A 17,063-nucleotide genomic window follows, 5' to 3' on the forward strand; every position below is an offset into this window, starting at 1 on the left:
TTGTGGTGCCAACTCAAGACGGCAACTTTATGGCCAAAGATACTAGCCCATTAGGCTGAACAATTTCGGACGAGCATTTGCTCTTGTTCTATGCCGCGGCGCGAAAGGCTTTTATGGCTTCCAGACGAGCCGATAGGGCATCCGGATAGTGCCGGCCATGCAGACGCTGCACTCCAGGATGGACGGCGTGGAACACCACGTCCTCGTCCCCGGCGACAACCAGTCCCAGGGCCTCCTCCTCGATCTCTATGATGAAATCCTGTCGCACCTGCATGGTTCCCCCTCAATCCAACTCCAAGGCATCCGGCCCTGTCGGCTGCCTAATACCCCGCAGGCCATGACAGTTTGTATGGCGCGGCGAAGGAAACGGGCACCAGCCATCCTGACGCGGGACTGGCGCGACGATCGATGTGGGCGCAGGATGGTTGCCAAGAGAGAAGGATTTTCTGAAGGAAAGGCTTTGGAAGTGAGCGTATCGATCCATGCCCTCCCCCAGGTGGAACTGCCGGAAGTGGTGCAGGTGGCCACCGGTATCCGTTCCATCCGGTTGCCTTTGCCCTTCGCACTCAACCATATCAACGTATGGGTGCTGGATGACCGCACGGCCGATGGCCAGCCGGCCTGGGCCGTGGTGGATACTGGCGTCTCCAGCCGTCTGTGCCGTTCCCTGTGGGAAGGGCTGCTGGAAGGCCCGCTGGCCGACCGGCACGTGTCCCGCGTCGTGGTCACGCATTTCCATCCCGACCATATCGGCTTGGCCGACTGGCTTTGCCAGCGCTTCGGCGCGCCCTTGTGGATGAGCCAGGCCGAATGGCTTCTGGCCCGCATGCTGCACCTGGACAAGTCGGAGTCGTTCGCGGAGGCAGAGCGCGAATTCTACGCTTCCATGGCGCTGGACCCGGCCATGCTGGCCGGGCTGGTGGAGCGGGTCCATGCCTATTCCCGCGCGGTTCCCGGTGTGCCCGCCCGGCACCGCCGCCTGCAGGGCGGCAAGCAGGTGCGGATCGGCGACACGGACTGGCAGATCATCACTTCCGGCGGGCATTCGCCCGAGCATGCGTGCCTGTACGACCCGGCGGACCGCGTCCTGATCGCCGGTGACATGGTTCTGCCGCGGATCAGCCCCAATGTCAGCGTCTGGCCGGCGGACCCGGAATCCGACCCGCTCGCGGAATTCCTGGACGGGCTGTCCCGCCTGCGCACACTGCCGCAGGATACCCTCGTCCTGCCCTCCCACGGGCACCCTTTCCGCGACCTGCATGGCCGCATCGATGAACTGGTCCGTCACCACCAGGAAAGGCTGAACGAGGCTGAAGCGGCCTGCCGCGACCAGCCACGGACCGTCGCCGACATCACACGGCTGATGTTTCATCGCCCGCTGGATGTTCATCAGATGACCTTCGCCGCCGGCGAGGCGCTGGCCCATCTCAATCATCTGGTCAATACAGGCCGTGTGACGCGGTCAAGGCGCGATGACGGCGTGCTGCTGTTCGCCGCAACCCGGTGACGACAGATTCCGTGACGGCGCAAGCCGTCCGGACGCGACGGCGCCGCCTTCGTCAGGCCGCCGCCATGCCGGGGGGTTTATTGCGGGCTGGACTTCACCGCGCCGGCCGCCGCCCCCGACGCACGCGCCGGCGGGGTCAGGCCGGCATCGGCCACCAGATTGGGCGGCAGGGGCCGGTCGCATCGCGGCGCGTTGGCCATGCGCAGCCCGTTGCCCTCCGGCACGAGACCGCTCCGGATATCCTCCAGGCTGGCCCGCATCACGTCGGCCACGCCAAGCGCATGCGTCCCGCAGAAGACGGGCGTTGTCAGGGCGATGGCGCGCTGCGACGCCTCGTTCGCCAGTCGGGTGCGAAAGCTGTCGAACGTGCGGGTGGCATTGCCCTTCGTCGTGCGCTTGTAATAAGCGATCAGGGTGCGTTCCCACTCCTGCACATTCTTCTGATATTTCAGCGTGAACAGCTTGTACTGATTGAACAGGCTGGTCTCGCCCTTCACGTCCAGATACTGGCAGGTCAGGCCGACCACCATCAGTTCCGTATGCAGGCGAATCCCCTGCTCCGCTTCGAATTCCTTGTCAGTGTAACAAATCCCCTTCGCGGTAGCCGCGACAGCAGGATTGAAGACCAGGGCTGCAACAGTGGCAGCGGCGGCGGCGGCGCGAAGGGCCGGACGGAAGATCTGCATGGAGAAGCCCGGGGCAGCGTTGCGCGATATCGGATCGGGCAAGACTTTGCCTCAACCGGGCGACGCCTGCAAGTGCGCATGAAACCGATATCGTTGCGCTGGCGGACTGTTCGGCACGGACAGGGGGGACCTGATCGATTTTTTTGCCTTCACAACGCTGTTCCTGCTTTCATTTCGTTCGTAATTCCCCCATATCTGGAAACACAAAATCTGGCAGACCCCCGTTATCGGCAGGCTTGACCTTCACGAATCCCATCCGGGGTTCCGGTCAAGAGAAAACTTGCCGGATCGTGTTCTGCCTTTTCCGCGAACCCGCTCAATGACGCATGAGCCTCTCTGGCAACCGAGTGATATCTTGAACGCCGAAACCGAAGTTGATGCGGAGTCCCCGAAGCGCCGGGGCCGAATTCCGCAGTCCGCTTGGCCGCGAATTCTGGAGCGTTACAAGGCGGGTGCGACCCTGTCTGCCATCGCGCGTGAATTCGACTGCACGCCCAGTGCGATCTCCTATATCGTCCGCAAGGCTGAGGCCGCAGGCGTGACGGCGGGGTCGGACATGGACACGCCGGTCATCGACACGCCCGCAGCCCCCACGGCAGCCCCGGCCGCCGTTGAAACGCCCGCGTCCAAACCGGAAGCCAAGGCGGAGAAAGCCGATACGCCGCGTCCGGCGCGCCGGTCCCCCCGTCAGGCCGTTAGCAAGGCTGATGCGATGACGGAGCAACCCGTCGCACAGGAAACCCCGGCTGTGATGGAGCCTGTCGCTGCGGCCGCCGCGCCGGCGGCTGCCGTGCCGCCTCCGGTTGCGACCGCTCCGGCCGCGCCGGCACAGCCAGCGCCGGCACAGCCAGCGCCGGTACAGGACGGACCCGCGCAGACCGCACAGGAAGCGGCACCCGCCAGCCTTCCCCAGCGCGAGTTGCCGTTGCAACATGACAGTGGTCGCGCCGGGGAAGGCGCGCCCCGCCGTTTCGAGGGTCGGGACAACCGGCCCCCGCGTGAGCCACGCGAGGGCCGGCACGACCGCCAGGAATTCCGCGGTGATCGCGAAGCACGTGGCGGTGACCGAGGTGAGGGTCGTGGCGGCGAGCGCGGTGGCGAAAACCGTGGCCAGCAGGGCGGCGACCAGCGCCGTCCCCTTTCCGGTGGTGTCCCGCGTTACCCGCAGGGTGGCCAGCCCGGCCCCCAGCGCAATGAACGTTTCGGGCGTGACCGGCTGGAAGGTGGCAACCGGCCGCCGCGTGACTTCGAACGCGACCGAACGCCGGCACCCGACCGTGCTGCCGCTGATCCGGGCATCGCAGAAGGACCGACGGAGACCGTCTATCCCTATCGCCAGCAGCAACGCAACCCGGCCCGGCTGGAAGCGGCGGAAACACCGACACAGCCCGCCGACGAGCGGATGGATGCCGCCGCCAAGGTTTCCGCCGAGGCGTATCGGGCCTGGAAGAACCAGTCCGGAGGCGTTCAGGGGCTGACCGACGCGCTGCATGAGCTGCGCAAGGTCATCGCGCGGATGGAGATCGAGATTTCAGCCAGCCGCAAGGAAGAGCAGCGGCCCATCCCCTTCCCATCCTACCGGTCCCACCTGCCCCCGCCGCAGCAGCCGCGCGGCTGACAGGGACACGGGCGTCACAAAGATACGGTTCCAGTGAAAAACCCCGTTTCGGTTCGAAACGGGGTTTTTCTTTGGTCTCTGCACGCAAGGTAGGACGCACCAATGAAAGGGCCGCCCCGGTTTCCCGGAGCGGCCCTGCAATGGCCACACACCAATGCCATACCCCTTTTCAAAGGCATGGTAAGTCATACTATTTTGCGGTGATCAGAACCTATTTGTTCTGATCACCGCAAAATTACCGACGCCAACATTCGTTGGCTTGGCGACGCCGCGCAAGCGGCACGGCGTCGGTCGCCGCCGGACCAACTTGCGATGAGGAGAACTCATCGCAAGTTGGTATCAGGCGTGCGATCAGGCCTTCTTGGCGGTGGCCTTGGCCAGCACGCCCTGCAATTCCTCGATGCTTTCCTTGACGCGCTTGGAAAGAACTTCCGCAGCTTCCGTGTTCGACTTTGCCACCAGTTCGGACAGTTCCTTCAGGTTGGCGGACGCCTTCTCGAACGACGCCTTCACCAGCGCCGCCTGCTTGGCAACCTTGTCCTCCGGCGTGCCGGCGGCCAGCAGTTCGGTGACGATGGTGGAGGTCTCTTCCAGGGACTGGCGGACAATCTCGGCCTGACGGCGGGCGACAGCCTGATAGCCTTCGATGGCAAGCTGGTTCGCTGCGACAATGGCTTCAACATTGCGGCGCTGGACCGCGACCAGACCTTCCACGTCGGGGCTGGGCAGCTTGAAATCGAAGAAAGCCTTCTGGAAGTCCGTCAGACGGTTCGGGTCGAAAAGCTTGGTATAATCGAAATCCACGAACGGGTTCTTGGGCGCGGCCATGATCTTCCCCTGAAAGCTGTCACTATTGCGGAAGGTCGCGGCGAAACGCTGCTGCGCCGCAACATAGGATGAGGACATCATGCACTTTGCCGACTTTTTAGTCAACTTCTTTGTTGCAGCGCACAAAAATCCTCAGATATCAACGCCCTCGCTGTTACGAACCGATAGAGTGGAACAGGCGAAATAATCACAACATGAACAGCGCATCGGTGAGGGCGAGCCTCTCACAACCGGGCTCAAAGACAATGGTCTTGTCAAAGGAAGCCAGTCACAGCGACAGGTGGCCACTGGCGCCGACCCACCCCCTGTCACGCCACGTAAACGAAAGCTTAACGAATTGGTCATGCGCGGCCAGTTCCATCAAGGCGAATAACATCCTGCCCGCTGCGCCCATGGTCCTAAACTTTTACACAGGAATGACGATGACCCGCGCTACGCAAGCCCCCGCGCCAAAGTCAAGCCCTTGAATAGTTGCCATGCCGGCGGACCTCTGCCACTCACAAGAAAATATTTATTTATAACAATGGGTTAGTATTTTTCTGCCTAAATTTTCATCAATCATGCAAAAGCCGCGGGTTCCCTGGCTCCCCACCATCCGCCCCCGCACTTTTCCGCAGACTTATCCACAGATTCCGTGGAAATCCTGCACAGCCCGGATCACCCATGCCACCCCTTCCGGATGGATAGGGCAGCCCTGGCCATAGGTCGGCCTTCTATTACCTTCGGCCGGGTCGGGGCCTCTGGCACCCGGCCGGGCAACAGGTGATTGACCATTGTGGGCGGATGGGCCACATGCTGGGCCATGACTGACGACGCCGATCAGAGAATGCCCGACCAGACCGCTCCGCATGATGCCGCATCCGCGAAGCAGAAGCGGCCGGTCGCCGACCTCAACCGCGGCGTTGAGGTCATCAAAGCCTATCTGCGCACGCTGCCGGACCGGCCCGGCGTCTATCGCATGCTGAATGATGACGGCGATGCGCTCTATGTCGGCAAGGCACGTAGCCTGAAGAAGCGTGTCACCAACTATACGCTGCCGCTGAAATTGCCGATCCGCCTTCAGCGTATGATCGCCGAGACCACGCAGATGGAGTTCGTCACCACCCACACGGAGGTGGAGGCGCTGCTGCTCGAGTCGAACCTGATCAAGAAGCTGATGCCGCGCTATAATGTCCTGCTGCGCGACGACAAGACCTTCCCGCATATCCTGATCCGCGGCGGCCACGCCTTTGCGCAATTGACCAAGCATCGTGGCGCCAGGACGGAACCCGGCAGCTATTACGGTCCCTTTGCATCGGCTGGTGCGGTCAACCGGGTGCTGACAGCGCTTCAGCGGGCCTTCCAGTTGCGTACCTGCGCCGACACGATCTTCAACAGCCGCACCCGTCCCTGCCTGCAATACCAGATCAAGCGCTGTACCGCACCTTGCGTGGAGAAGGTCGGCACCGTGGAATATGAGCAGCAGGTGCGCGAGGCCCGGCAGTTCCTGGAAGGCCGCAGCCGGGACATCCAGGCGCAACTGGCGTCCGACATGCAGGCTGCGGCGGAGGCGCTGGAGTTCGAGCGGGCCGCCAAGCTGCGCGACCGCATCCGCGCCCTGACCGCCATCCAGGCCCATCAGGACATCAATGTCGAGGGCGTGGATGATGCCGACATCATCGCGGCCTTCCAGGATGGCGGCACCACCTGCATCCAGGTCTTCTTCTTCCGTGGCGGGCGCAATTACGGCAACCGCGCCTATTTTCCCAGCCATGACAAGGTGCTGGAGGTTGAGGAGGTCCTGTCTTCCTTCATCGCGCAATTCTATGACAACAAGGCGGCACCAGCCCTGATCCTGGTCAGCCACGACCTGCCCGAGCAGCCCCTGTTGCAGGAGGCCCTGTCGGTGCGGGCCGGGCAGAGGGTGGAATTGCATGTGCCCCGGCGGGGGGACAAGAAGCGGCTGATCGACCACGCGGTCAACAATGCGCGTGATGCCCATGGACGGCGCCTGGCCGAAACGGGCAGTCAGGCCCGGCTGCTGGCCGGCGTGGCCGAGGCGTTCGGCCTGCCCGAGCCGCCGCGCCGCATTGAGGTCTATGACAACAGCCATATCCAGAGCGCGCATGCCATCGGGGCCATGATCGTGGCGGGACCCGACGGGTTCATCAAGAATGCCTACCGGAAGTTCACGATCCGTGCCGAAGGCGCGGCCGGGGATGATTTCGCCATGATGCGGGAAGTCTTCACCCGCCGATTCGAACGCGCGCTGAAGGAGGACCCGGAAAGGTCCGGCGAAAGCTGGCCCGACCTGGTCCTGATCGATGGCGGCGAAGGGCAACTGGCCGTGGTGATGGAGGTGATGGCCGAGTTGGGGATCGAGGACGTCCCCCTGGTGGCCATCGCCAAGGGGCCGGATCGCGACGCGGGGCGCGAACGTTTCTTCATGCCGGAGCGCCCGCCCTTCGGCATGGAACACAAGAGCCCCGTCCTCTATTATCTCCAGCGTTTGCGCGATGAGGCACACCGCTTCGCCATCGGCACCCATCGCGCCAAGCGGGAGAAGGCCATCACCGTTTCACCCCTTGACGAGATCCAGGGAATCGGGCCGCGGCGCAAGAAGGCGCTGTTGCTGCATTTCGGCTCCGCACGGGCCGTTTCACGGGCCGGGCTGGCCGATCTGGAAACCGTTGAGGGTATCTCCAAGGCCGTGGCCAGAATCATCTATGATCACTTCCACGGGGAGGGATAGGATGCGCCCCGTCGACGCCCGATCCCTTCCCCAGCCCCGGACCCCATGCTGACAAGCCTGCCCAACATCCTGACCCTGTCGCGCATCGCGGTGATCCCCGTGGTCATCGCGCTGTTCTTCTTTCCGGGCGCCTGGAGCGCCTGGACGGCCCTTGGCCTGTATAGCGCTGCCTGCATCACCGACTGGTTCGACGGGTATCTGGCCCGTGTCTGGCGGGAGGAAAGCGTCATCGGCAAGTTCCTGGACCCCATCGCCGACAAGCTGCTGGTGTCTGCCGTGCTGATGATGCTGGTGCAGGTGGACAAGATCGACGGGCTGGCCATCATTCCCGCCATCATCATCCTGCTGCGGGAGGTGATGGTCTCGGGCCTGCGCGAATTCCTGGCGGGCCTGCGCATTTCCGTTCCCGTCAGCCGGCTTGCAAAATGGAAAACCGGCATTCAGATGGTGGCCATCGGCTGGCTGATCGTCGGGGTCGACGGCCCGCCCGGCTGGCCCGTGACCCTGATCGGGGAGGTCGGCCTGTGGATCGCCGCCATCCTGACGCTGGTGACAGGCTGGGATTATCTGCGCGCCGGGCTGCGCCACATGCTGAACCCGAACTGAACCGGAAAGGACGAGGGGCGTATGCTGAAGCTGCTCTATTTCGCCTGGCTGCGCACGAAGATCGGCATCGCGGAGGAGCGGGTCGCCCTGCCCGACGGGGTGGCCGACGTGGCCGGCCTGCTGGAATGGCTGCGCGGCCGCGGCCCCGGCTATGCCGACGCGCTGGCCAATCTGGATGTCGTGAAGGTGGCGGTGAACCAGGAATATGTCCCCGTTTCCCATGCCATCGCGGCAGGGGACGAGGTGGCGCTGTTTCCGCCCGTGACGGGGGGCTGATGACGGTCAGGGTCCAGCGTGACGATTTCGACATCGGGGCCGAACTGGATACCCTGACGGCCGGGAATGCCGGCATCGGCGGCCTGTGCAGCTTTGTCGGGCTGGTGCGTGACCTGCATCCCGATGCCGGGGAAGCGGCCGGAACGGTACGGGCCCTGACGCTGGAACATTATCCCGGCATGACCGAACGCCAACTGACCGCCATCGAGGCGGAGGCGCGGGCACGCTGGCCCTTGTCAGCCTGCCTCATCATCCACCGGTTCGGGCGGATGGAGCCCGGGGAACGCATCGTGCTTGTCGCCTGCGCATCGGCCCATCGTGAAGCGGCCTTTTCCGCCTGCCAGTTCCTGATGGACTGGCTGAAGACCAAGGCGCCCTTCTGGAAGCTGGAGGATACGGGCGAAGGCGGCCGCTGGGTGGCGGCCCGCGAAACTGACGACGCTGCCAGCAGGCGCTGGGAAGGCCCCGCGACCTGAACCGGTTGCAATCCACCGCCCTGCAATCCACCCGCTACCGGCACCCGCCCTGCCCGGCATCATCGGCCTATGCCCTCTCTCCAGAGGGGGTATGCGGGTGGTTGCGCGCGACAAACGGCCCCCGGCTGTGTCAAAAATAGGCTCAGTATTCACAGCACCAGTCTGGAAATGTCCACCAAGGACGGCATCACAACAATTCTCGTTGCCGGGGGGCGCGCCGCGTACTATCCCGCCCCTGCCCCGCTCGAACGCCTCACACCGCCCGCGGCACTCCGGTTCCTGCGCGTCGGCGACACCCCTTTGTCCGCCTGCCGGGCCATTGCCCCCACATTGCTCGTGCTGGACATGGCCTGCCTGGACGATCCGCTGGCCGTGGTCGCGGACATCCGCGCGGCCGGCCTGCCGGTGGAACCCGGCATCCTGCTGATCGGTGACGCCATCGCACCCGGATTGCGGGTCAGGGCGCTGGAACTAGGCGCACTGGAGGCAATGGACCGCCCCGGCGAGATCGATGAATTGCAGGCAAGGCTGCTTGCCCATGCCCACCGGCAGCAGCGGCTGATGACAGCAGAGCAGACAGCCGCGGAACGGGCCTGTCGTCTGACCGAAGTGCTGGAACTGCTGAAACGAGCCGAACGCAAGCTATTGACGCAAGGCCAGGAGCCGGCGGCGACCGAGGTCACGCCCGGCATCGACACGCTGTCCCGCGCCGCGCACGAGTTGCGCACCCCGTTGCACGCCATCCTGGGTTTCGCCGAACTGATCCGCGATGCCGCCCACGGCCCCCATGCCGATCCGCGATATGGCGACTATGCCATCGATATCCACCAGGCCGCGACGCACCTGCTGGCCCTGGTGGACGGCACGCTGGACCTGGCCAGGGTGGAAGCCGGGGCCGAGACCCTGAATATCCGGGACATCGATATCGGTCGCACCGTACAGGACAGCGCGCGCATGCTGTGGCGACTGGCGGAAGGCAGCGGCATCACGCTGGATGTCAACATTCCGCAGACACCGCTGCGCATCCGCACCGACCCGGAGAAAGTGCGGCAAATCGTCTTGAACCTGGCATCGAACGCCATCAAGTTCACCCCGCGCGGCGGCCGGGTGACGGTGGAAGTCAACGAGGCGACCGGCGGCGGCGCCGTGATCCTGGTCATCCGCGATACCGGGATCGGCATCGCGGCTCAGGACCTGCCCACGGCCATGAAGCCATTCGGCCAGGTGCGGCAGGCCGACAAACCGCACCCGAAAGGCACGGGCCTGGGCCTGCCCCTGACCCGGCGCTTCGTGGAAATGCTGGGCGGCACGCTGGACATCGACACGGCACCGGGCATCGGTACCGTGATCAGCGTGCGTCTGCCAGCGAGCACACCAGAGCGGCGCACCCCGACATCCTAAGGGTGCAAGGGGCCTTGATTTATCCACGGGTGTTTTCCGCTTCATCCTGGTTGCAACGCATTGCAACCAGCACAGGGCCGCGGAATTACGGCCAGCGCCCTGCGCATGCCTGAACCGACGTGAATTGTCCCCCCTCCCAGGGTTCCCTGCCGCAAACCTGCAGCAGGATCGGGGTCAACTATCTGTTGTAAAATGGTTTTCCAGATTTTATGTGACCATGTCATCCATCAATGGAACTTTCCCGGCCAGTTACAATTGCCTAAAGAATAGGCATATCGCGGAGTCTGGCAGGCCGCTTGGCCTATACGCAGTTACCGTCGCATTGGCCACAGACTTATCCACAGATTCTGGGGAGATCAGCCGGCAGCCGGTTTCACAAACCTGCGGGCAGAGTTGCTGGTGATGGGCGACGGGCGACAGCGCAAGGGTGTAACCGTCCGCATAGATTGTGACCTTCAAATCTTCAGGAGTATGAATTAAGGGACTATCCCATTTGACCTATAACCTCTGGTAGGTCCACCATGCTTAATAATGTCTCCCTGAAAGCCCGCGTCACCGGCGCCTTTGTGGGTATCCTGCTGCTCACCATCCTGCTGGGACTGTTCTCGTTGAACCGGCTGGGTTCCGTGGCGGACGCATCGGCGCTGGTCAGCGACAATGCCCTGCCGTCGGTGCAGTCGCTCTCCGCCATCAACATCGCTGCGCTGAGCACCCGCAACACACAGTTCCAGCATATCCTGGCCCTGGACGGGGCCGAGATGCGCAAGCTGGAAGATGTGATCGCCGCCGACCTCTCCGCCATGGCCAAAGCCAAGGCTCTTTACGAGCCGCTGATCTCCTCCGACGGGGAACGGGCCCTCTACAACCGGTTCAATACGCAATGGGGACGGTATGAACAGGGATGGGGCCGGCTGATCGTCCTGTCGCACAATAATGAGACGGAGAAGGCCGGGACGATGATGCGCGAGGAACTGGCCCCGCTCTATCAGGAGGCGCAGGAGACCCTGAACGAACTGGTCGCCCTCAACACCAGGGCGGCGGCGGACGCGGCGCAGAATATCGGCGACACCGTTTCATCCAGCAACACTTCCACGACCATCATGCTGGCCGTTGCCGTGCTGGCCTGCCTTGCCGCGGGCTGGACGCTGATTTCCAGCGTCGTGAAGCCGGTTCGCGGCATGACCGACACCATGAACCGTCTGGCCCGGCACGAATTGACGGCGACCGTCGAAGGCGGGGAGCGCCGTGACGAGGTCGGTGACATGGCACGCGCCGTTCAGGTCTTCAAGGAAGGGCTGATCGAGGCCGACCGGCTGGCCGAAGCCCAGAAGCAGGAGGAAGCCGCCAAGGAACGTCGCGCCGCGCTGATCGCCGACCTGATCCGGGGTTTTGACGACAAGGCCACCGCCGTGCTGCGCGCCGTGAGCGCCGCCGCGACCGAACTGGACGCCACGGCCCAGTCGATGAGCGCCATCGCGGAGGAGACCAACCGTCAGGCCGCCGCCGCCGCTGCTGCCGCCGAACAGACCACGGCCAACGTTCAGACCGTGGCCGCCGCGGCGGAGGAAATGGCCGCCAGCATCACCGAGATCAACAGCCAGGTCACCCGGTCCAAGACCATCTCCGACCGCGCCTTTGCCGAAGTGCGCCAGACGGACAATACCGTCGCCGGCCTGGCAGAGGCCGCGGGCCGGATCGGCGCCGTCGTGCAGTTGATCCAGGATATTGCCGGGCAGACCAACCTGCTGGCCCTGAACGCCACCATCGAGGCGGCCCGCGCCGGAGAAGCCGGCAAGGGCTTTGCCGTCGTGGCGTCGGAGGTGAAGGCGCTGGCCAACCAGACGTCCAAGGCGACGGAAGAGATCGCCGCCCAGGTCAATTCCGTGCAGCAGGCCACGGACAGTTCGGTGACGGCCATCCGCTCCATCGGCCATACGATCCAGTCCGTGTCGGAGATCGGAACCTCCATTGCGGCCGCCATGGAACAGCAGGGCGCCTCGACCACCGAGATTTCCCGCAACGTGTCGCAGGCCGCGATGGGCACGCAGGAGGTTTCCGCCAATGTCAGCCAGGTGACGGAAGCTGCGGCCCAGACCGGTGCCTCCGCCACCCAGGTTCTGGGTGCCGCGCGCGAACTGGCCCAGCAATCCGAACATCTGCGCACACAGGTGGAGAGGTTCCTGGCGGACATCCGCGCCGCCTGACGCATTGCCATGTCCTGTCAGGCCGGGATCGGGCGGGTGCTGTGCGCACCCGCACTTTCCCGGCCAATTCTTTGTCGTTAGGGTGCGGGCATATCCTCCCGAACATCCTTCGACAAAGGATCGACAATGACCATCCAACTCCATGTCTGGCCCACCCCCAATGGTTACAAGGTCTCCATCGCGCTGGAGGAAATGGGCCTGCCCTATGATGTGCATCCCGTCAATATCGGCAGTGGCGATCAGTTCAAGCCCGACTTCCTGAAGATCGCGCCGAACAACCGCATGCCGGCCATCGTTGATCCCGACGGACCGGGCGGCAAACCGCTGAGCCTGTTCGAGAGCGGCGCCATCCTGATCTATCTGGCGGAAAAGACCGGCAAGTTCCGGCCACAGGACCCGGCCGAATGGTACAGCCATGTGCAGTGGCTGATGTGGCAGATGGGCGGCGTCGGCCCCATGTTCGGGCAGGCCGGCCATTTCATCCTTTATGCCCCGGAGAAGGTGCCCTACGGCATCGAACGCTACCGCAACGAGTCCAGGCGGCTGCTGAAGGTCGCCAATACGCGGCTGGGCGAGACCGCCTATCTTGGCAGCGACGCCTATGGCATCGCCGACATGGCCACCTTCCCCTGGGTACGCAGCGCGCCGAAATATGATATCGACCTGAACGATTATCCCAACGTCCAGCGCTGGTTCAATGCCATCGCCGCCCGGCCCGCCGTGCAGCGCGGCCTGGCCCTGCTGGCGGACAAGGTGCGCCCCGCCGGTGCGCCCATGTCGGACGAGGAGCGCGCGAACCTTTACGGCAAGAAGCCCTGAAAGCCGCCGGAAGACCCGCCCGCCCCCGTGCATCATTCCCAGGGGCGGGCACCGGGTGCCGCGCGGGTGGCCACCACGGCGATGCCATCCCGACGCAGGTGGAGCGCGTGTGCGCCCCTTGCCGTCAGGACGGCTTCGTCGATCACCAGCGGCGCCTCGCAGCCCGGCAAGGGCCAGCGCGACAGGACGGCATCCAGCCCAGCCGCGCATAGCCCGCCGGCCGCCGCCGCATCCAGGACCAGTCCCACGCGCCGGCCGTTCAGGCTGTAAATGCACCCCCCATCCCGGCAGCGCAGCCGGCCATCCGGGGTGCCCTGCCGCGGCCAGGTCCGGACGGGACCGGACAGCCCGTCGCGCTGGGCCCAGGCATCGCTGTCGAAGCGGCCCGTCCGGCGGGTTGAAACCGCCAGCCCGCCATCGGCCAGCCGAACGGCGATCACCTTGCCCTCCCCGCCGATGCGGATATCCGGCCTGTCGGCCAGCGGCATGGTCAACAGCCCGGCCAGGATGCCGGCCAGCCCCAGCAGCCGCACCCGCCCCTGCCAAAGACAGAGCCACAGGCAGGACAAGGTGACGATGGCCAGCCCCGACATGGGCAGATGAGGCAGCATGGTGGCTGCACCGGGCAGGGCCGACACAAGATGGGCCGCCCACAGGATGGCCTCCACCCCCCAGCCCATGGCCACGATCGCCCAGCCCTCCAGCCCCAGCGGCATCAGCAGATAGACGATAAGGCCCCAGGGCATCACCCAGAAACTGGTGACCGGCACGGCGATCAAATTGGCCAGCAGGCCGTAATTCTGCATCTGCTGAAAATGGTGCAGGCCGAAGGGAACGGTGATGAAGCCGGCCACCACCGATGTCAGCGTCAGGCCCCCGGCATAGGTCAGGGCCCGTCCCCACCATGTCACCCCGTCGCGCCGTCGCGCCGCCATCCAGGGCGTCACCACCTCATAGGCGGCGATCAGCGCGATGACGGCCGCGAACGACATCTGGAAACTGGGCCCGGTGATGGATTCCGGCTGGACCAGCATCACGGCCAGCGCCGCCATGGCCACGACCCGCATTGAAAACGGGCTGCGATCCGCCAGCACGGCCAGCAGCATGATCCCCGTCATCAGCACCGACCGCTGCGTCGGCACAGGCGCCCCGACCATCAGCATGTAGAACAGGGCGGCCGCCATCGCGCCAACAGCCGCATATTTCTTGATTGCATGGCGCAGGGCAAAGGCCGGCCACAGCGCCATGCCCCCCCGCAGCACCAGAAAGACCAGTCCTGCCACCAGCCCGATATGCAGGCCGGAGATGGAAAGGAGATGCTGAAGGCCCGCCTCCCGCATGGCCACAAGATCGGCTTCGGGAATGGAACTGGGCTGGCCGTTCAGCAGCGCCGTGGTCACACCGGCCGCTGCCCCGGAAAGCCGCTTTTCCACCCGCGCGGCAATGGCCTGCCGCCAGCGCTCCAGCGAGAAGGCCTCATCCGGCATCCCCAGCAGGCGCGGCGGCCCCAGGACGAAGCCGCTGCCGCCAATCCCCTGAAAATAAAGGTGACGGCGGAAATCGAACGCCCCCGGCTCGACCGGATCACCCGGCGGGCCGACACGGGCGAACAGGCGCACGGGCTGCCCGATCTCCGGCGGCGACACCTTGGCCCGGACCAGCAGGCGCAGCAGGTGGGGCGTCCGGTCGGGCGGCAATCCATAGATCGAGACATCGGTCAGGACCAGGCGCATGCCATTCGCCAGCGGTTCCACCCGCAGCACGCGCCCCGTTACCCCCGTCGGGCCGATTTCCGACAACAGGACAGGGGCGGCCACACGATGGGTCCGGTACTGGCCCGCCGTGAAGCCCAGGGCGCAGGCGACCAGGGTGATCCAGATGGCCGCCGCCCATTGGGGCCGCCGCACCTGGGCCGCCAACGCCAGACCCGTGCCTGCCGCCAGCATGGCGGCCCCCATCCAGGAAGGCGGCTCATATGACAGGCTGAAATAGAGGGCGCTGCCGATGCCGACAAAGACCGGAAACCACAATATCCAGCGCTGCCGCTCCGCCAGGAAGGGCGCTGACAGCCGTTCCAGCCCCTTCCATCCGCCCTTGTCCGATCCCATGCCGCCCGACCGTCCCCGAACCGCCCGTCAACACCGATGGGGAGTATTAGTAGAGGAAATGTCGGCATCTATCATCTTTGGGTTTCGTGCCGCCGCATTCTCCGATCTTGCCGGACGCGGAAGGCCGGGACCGGCCGCCCCTGCACGACCGGGCAGTTCCCACTGGACGGCAACTTTGCGCAACCCACGACTTTTCGCGGGGGTAGCCACCCCGGGGGCGCGCTGTTCAGGGTTGGCGGCCCTGTGCTAAACCACCCGTCAAACAGCTTTGCCCTCCGGGTTCTCCCAAGAGATTTCACGATGATCGTCACCCGCTTCGCCCCCTCGCCCACCGGTTACCTGCATATCGGCGGCGGCCGCACGGCCCTGTTCAACTGGCTGTTCGCCAAGCATCATGGGGGCCGGTTCCTGCTGCGGATCGAGGATACGGACCGCGCGCGGTCCACGCAGGGGGCCGTGGATGCCATCCTGGACGGTCTGAAATGGCTGGGCCTGGAATGGGACGGCGACGCCGTCAGCCAGTTCGAGCGCAAGGACCGCCACGCCGACGTGGTGGAACAGATGCTGGCCAATGGCACGGCCTACCGCTGCTATTGCACGCCGGAGGAACTGGACGCGATGCGCGAGGCGCAGAAGGCCGCGGGACAGCAGCCGCGCTATGACGGGCGCTGGCGCGACCGCGACCCCTCGGAGGCGCCGGCCGGCATCGCACCCGCCATCCGTCTGAAGGCCCCCCGGGAAGGCGAAACCGTGGTCGCCGACCATGTGCAGGGCGAGGTTCGGGTGCAGAACAACCAGTTGGACGACCTGATCCTGCTGCGCTCCGACGGCACCCCCACCTATCTGCTGGCGGTTGTGGTGGATGATCACGACATGGGTGTAACGCATGTCGTGCGCGGCGACGACCACCTGACCAACACGTTCCGTCAGCTTCAGATCTATAACGCCATGGGCTGGGCGGCGCCGGAATTCGCGCATATCCCCCTGATCCATGGCCCGGACGGGGCCAAGCTGTCCAAGCGGCATGGCGCGCTGGGGATCGAGGCCTATCGCGACATGGGCTTCCTGCCGGAAACCATGCGCAACTATCTGCTGCGCCTGGGCTGGGGCCATGGCGATGCGGAGATCATCTCCACCGAGCAGGCCATCGAATGGTTCACGCTGGAAGGCATCGGCCGGTCGCCCTCGCGCCTGGACTTCGCGAAGATGGAGAACCTGAACGCCCATTATATCCGGGAAACGGATGATGCGCGCCTGGCCACCCTGACCGCCCCCTTCATCGAAGCGAAGATCGGCCGCGCCCTGACCGACGCGGAGAAGGACCGCTTCCTGCGTTCCATTCCCGGCTTCAAGCCGCGCGTGAAGACGCTGATCGAACTGGCTGACGGCGCGCTCTACCTGTTCGCGTCCCGCCCGCTGGCGCTCGACGCCAAGGCCGCCGCCCTGCTGACCGATGAGGTACGGGGCCAGGTCGCGGAGCTTGCCGCGCGTTTCGCCGGCTCCGCCGAATGGTCGGCCGTCGCCCTGGAGGGCATCGTGCGTGATTTCGCCGAAGCCAATAGTCTCAAGCTTGGCAAGGTGGCACAGCCGCTGCGCGCCGCCTTGACCGGAACCACCGTTTCACCCCCGATTTTTGAGGTCGCGGAAATTCTCGGACGTGAGGAGGCCCTCTCACGTATGGAAGATGTCAAAATCCGTGGTTAAGAAAGTGCTGTTGCGTTGCACTCGCTGCGGCGCGGCACTAAACTCCGCCCCACATCGCAAAGATTTGGGGCGATAACCCCATAACGAAACCCTTGAGGA

At 64.9% G+C, this 17,063-nt stretch carries 14 protein-coding genes; 10 read left to right on the forward strand and 4 right to left on the reverse strand.

The window, feature by feature from the left end; translation table 11 throughout:
- Positions 1 to 88: 88 nt before the first annotated feature.
- On the reverse strand, positions 89 to 274 hold the full coding sequence (locus ABC728_RS24375; protein WP_416620123.1) for a hypothetical protein: 186 nt from the start codon (positions 272 to 274) through the stop codon (positions 89 to 91).
- A gap of 192 nt (positions 275 to 466) precedes the next feature.
- Between ABC728_RS24375 and ABC728_RS24380 the strand changes: the two genes are divergently transcribed.
- Positions 467 to 1,507 (forward strand): MBL fold metallo-hydrolase, encoded by a 1,041-nt coding sequence (locus ABC728_RS24380; protein WP_416620122.1) that lies wholly within the window; start codon positions 467 to 469, stop codon positions 1,505 to 1,507.
- A gap of 77 nt (positions 1,508 to 1,584) precedes the next feature.
- Here ABC728_RS24380 and ABC728_RS24385 read toward each other — a convergent pair whose 3' ends face one another.
- Positions 1,585 to 2,193, reverse strand: coding sequence for a hypothetical protein (locus ABC728_RS24385; RefSeq protein WP_416620121.1), 609 nt, complete (start codon positions 2,191 to 2,193; stop codon positions 1,585 to 1,587).
- Positions 2,194 to 2,548: 355 nt separating this feature from the next.
- On the opposite strand from ABC728_RS24385, the gene ABC728_RS24390 reads away from it, so the two are divergent.
- Positions 2,549 to 3,811 (forward strand): hypothetical protein, encoded by a 1,263-nt coding sequence (locus ABC728_RS24390; RefSeq protein WP_416620120.1) that lies wholly within the window; start codon positions 2,549 to 2,551, stop codon positions 3,809 to 3,811.
- A 351-nt stretch (positions 3,812 to 4,162) separates the two neighbouring features.
- Here the strand turns inward: ABC728_RS24390 and ABC728_RS24395 are convergent, their stop codons facing one another.
- Entirely contained in the window at positions 4,163 to 4,720 is a 558-nt protein-coding gene (locus tag ABC728_RS24395) for a phasin family protein (protein ID WP_416620119.1), read from the reverse strand.
- Positions 4,721 to 5,441: 721 nt separating this feature from the next.
- Between ABC728_RS24395 and uvrC the strand changes: the two genes are divergently transcribed.
- From uvrC to ABC728_RS24430, 7 genes are all read left to right on the forward strand, one after another.
- Positions 5,442 to 7,370 (forward strand): excinuclease ABC subunit UvrC, encoded by a 1,929-nt coding sequence (uvrC, locus tag ABC728_RS24400; protein ID WP_416620118.1) that lies wholly within the window; start codon positions 5,442 to 5,444, stop codon positions 7,368 to 7,370.
- Positions 7,371 to 7,415: 45 nt separating this feature from the next.
- Entirely contained in the window at positions 7,416 to 7,976 is a 561-nt protein-coding gene (pgsA, locus tag ABC728_RS24405) for a CDP-diacylglycerol--glycerol-3-phosphate 3-phosphatidyltransferase (protein WP_416620117.1), read from the forward strand.
- A gap of 24 nt (positions 7,977 to 8,000) precedes the next feature.
- Positions 8,001 to 8,252 (forward strand): molybdopterin converting factor subunit 1, encoded by a 252-nt coding sequence (gene moaD / locus ABC728_RS24410; protein WP_416620165.1) that lies wholly within the window; start codon positions 8,001 to 8,003, stop codon positions 8,250 to 8,252.
- Complete coding sequence (locus ABC728_RS24415; protein WP_416620116.1) at positions 8,252 to 8,728, forward strand: molybdenum cofactor biosynthesis protein MoaE; 477 nt, start codon at positions 8,252 to 8,254, stop codon at positions 8,726 to 8,728. The genes moaD and ABC728_RS24415 overlap by 1 nt, the downstream gene beginning before the upstream one ends.
- A 168-nt stretch (positions 8,729 to 8,896) precedes the next feature.
- Positions 8,897 to 10,129 (forward strand): sensor histidine kinase, encoded by a 1,233-nt coding sequence (locus ABC728_RS24420; protein ID WP_416620115.1) that lies wholly within the window; start codon positions 8,897 to 8,899, stop codon positions 10,127 to 10,129.
- A 521-nt stretch (positions 10,130 to 10,650) separates the two neighbouring features.
- Positions 10,651 to 12,333, forward strand: coding sequence for a methyl-accepting chemotaxis protein (locus ABC728_RS24425; RefSeq protein WP_416620114.1), 1,683 nt, complete (start codon positions 10,651 to 10,653; stop codon positions 12,331 to 12,333).
- Positions 12,334 to 12,459: 126 nt separating this feature from the next.
- Positions 12,460 to 13,152, forward strand: a complete 693-nt coding sequence (locus ABC728_RS24430) for a glutathione S-transferase N-terminal domain-containing protein (RefSeq protein ID WP_416620113.1) — start codon at positions 12,460 to 12,462, stop codon at positions 13,150 to 13,152.
- Between the two features lie 32 nt (positions 13,153 to 13,184).
- On the opposite strand, the gene ABC728_RS24435 is transcribed toward ABC728_RS24430, so the two are convergent.
- A complete protein-coding gene (locus ABC728_RS24435; RefSeq protein ID WP_416620112.1) occupies positions 13,185 to 15,260 on the reverse strand; it encodes a ComEC/Rec2 family competence protein in 2,076 nt (691 codons plus the stop codon).
- 300 nt (positions 15,261 to 15,560) lie between these two features.
- Here ABC728_RS24435 and gltX point away from each other — a divergent pair, with 300 nt between their 5' ends.
- Entirely contained in the window at positions 15,561 to 16,964 is a 1,404-nt protein-coding gene (gltX, locus tag ABC728_RS24440) for a glutamate--tRNA ligase (protein ID WP_416620111.1), read from the forward strand.
- Positions 16,965 to 17,063 lie beyond the last annotated feature (99 nt).

This window comes from Niveispirillum fermenti (genome assembly GCF_052474395.1).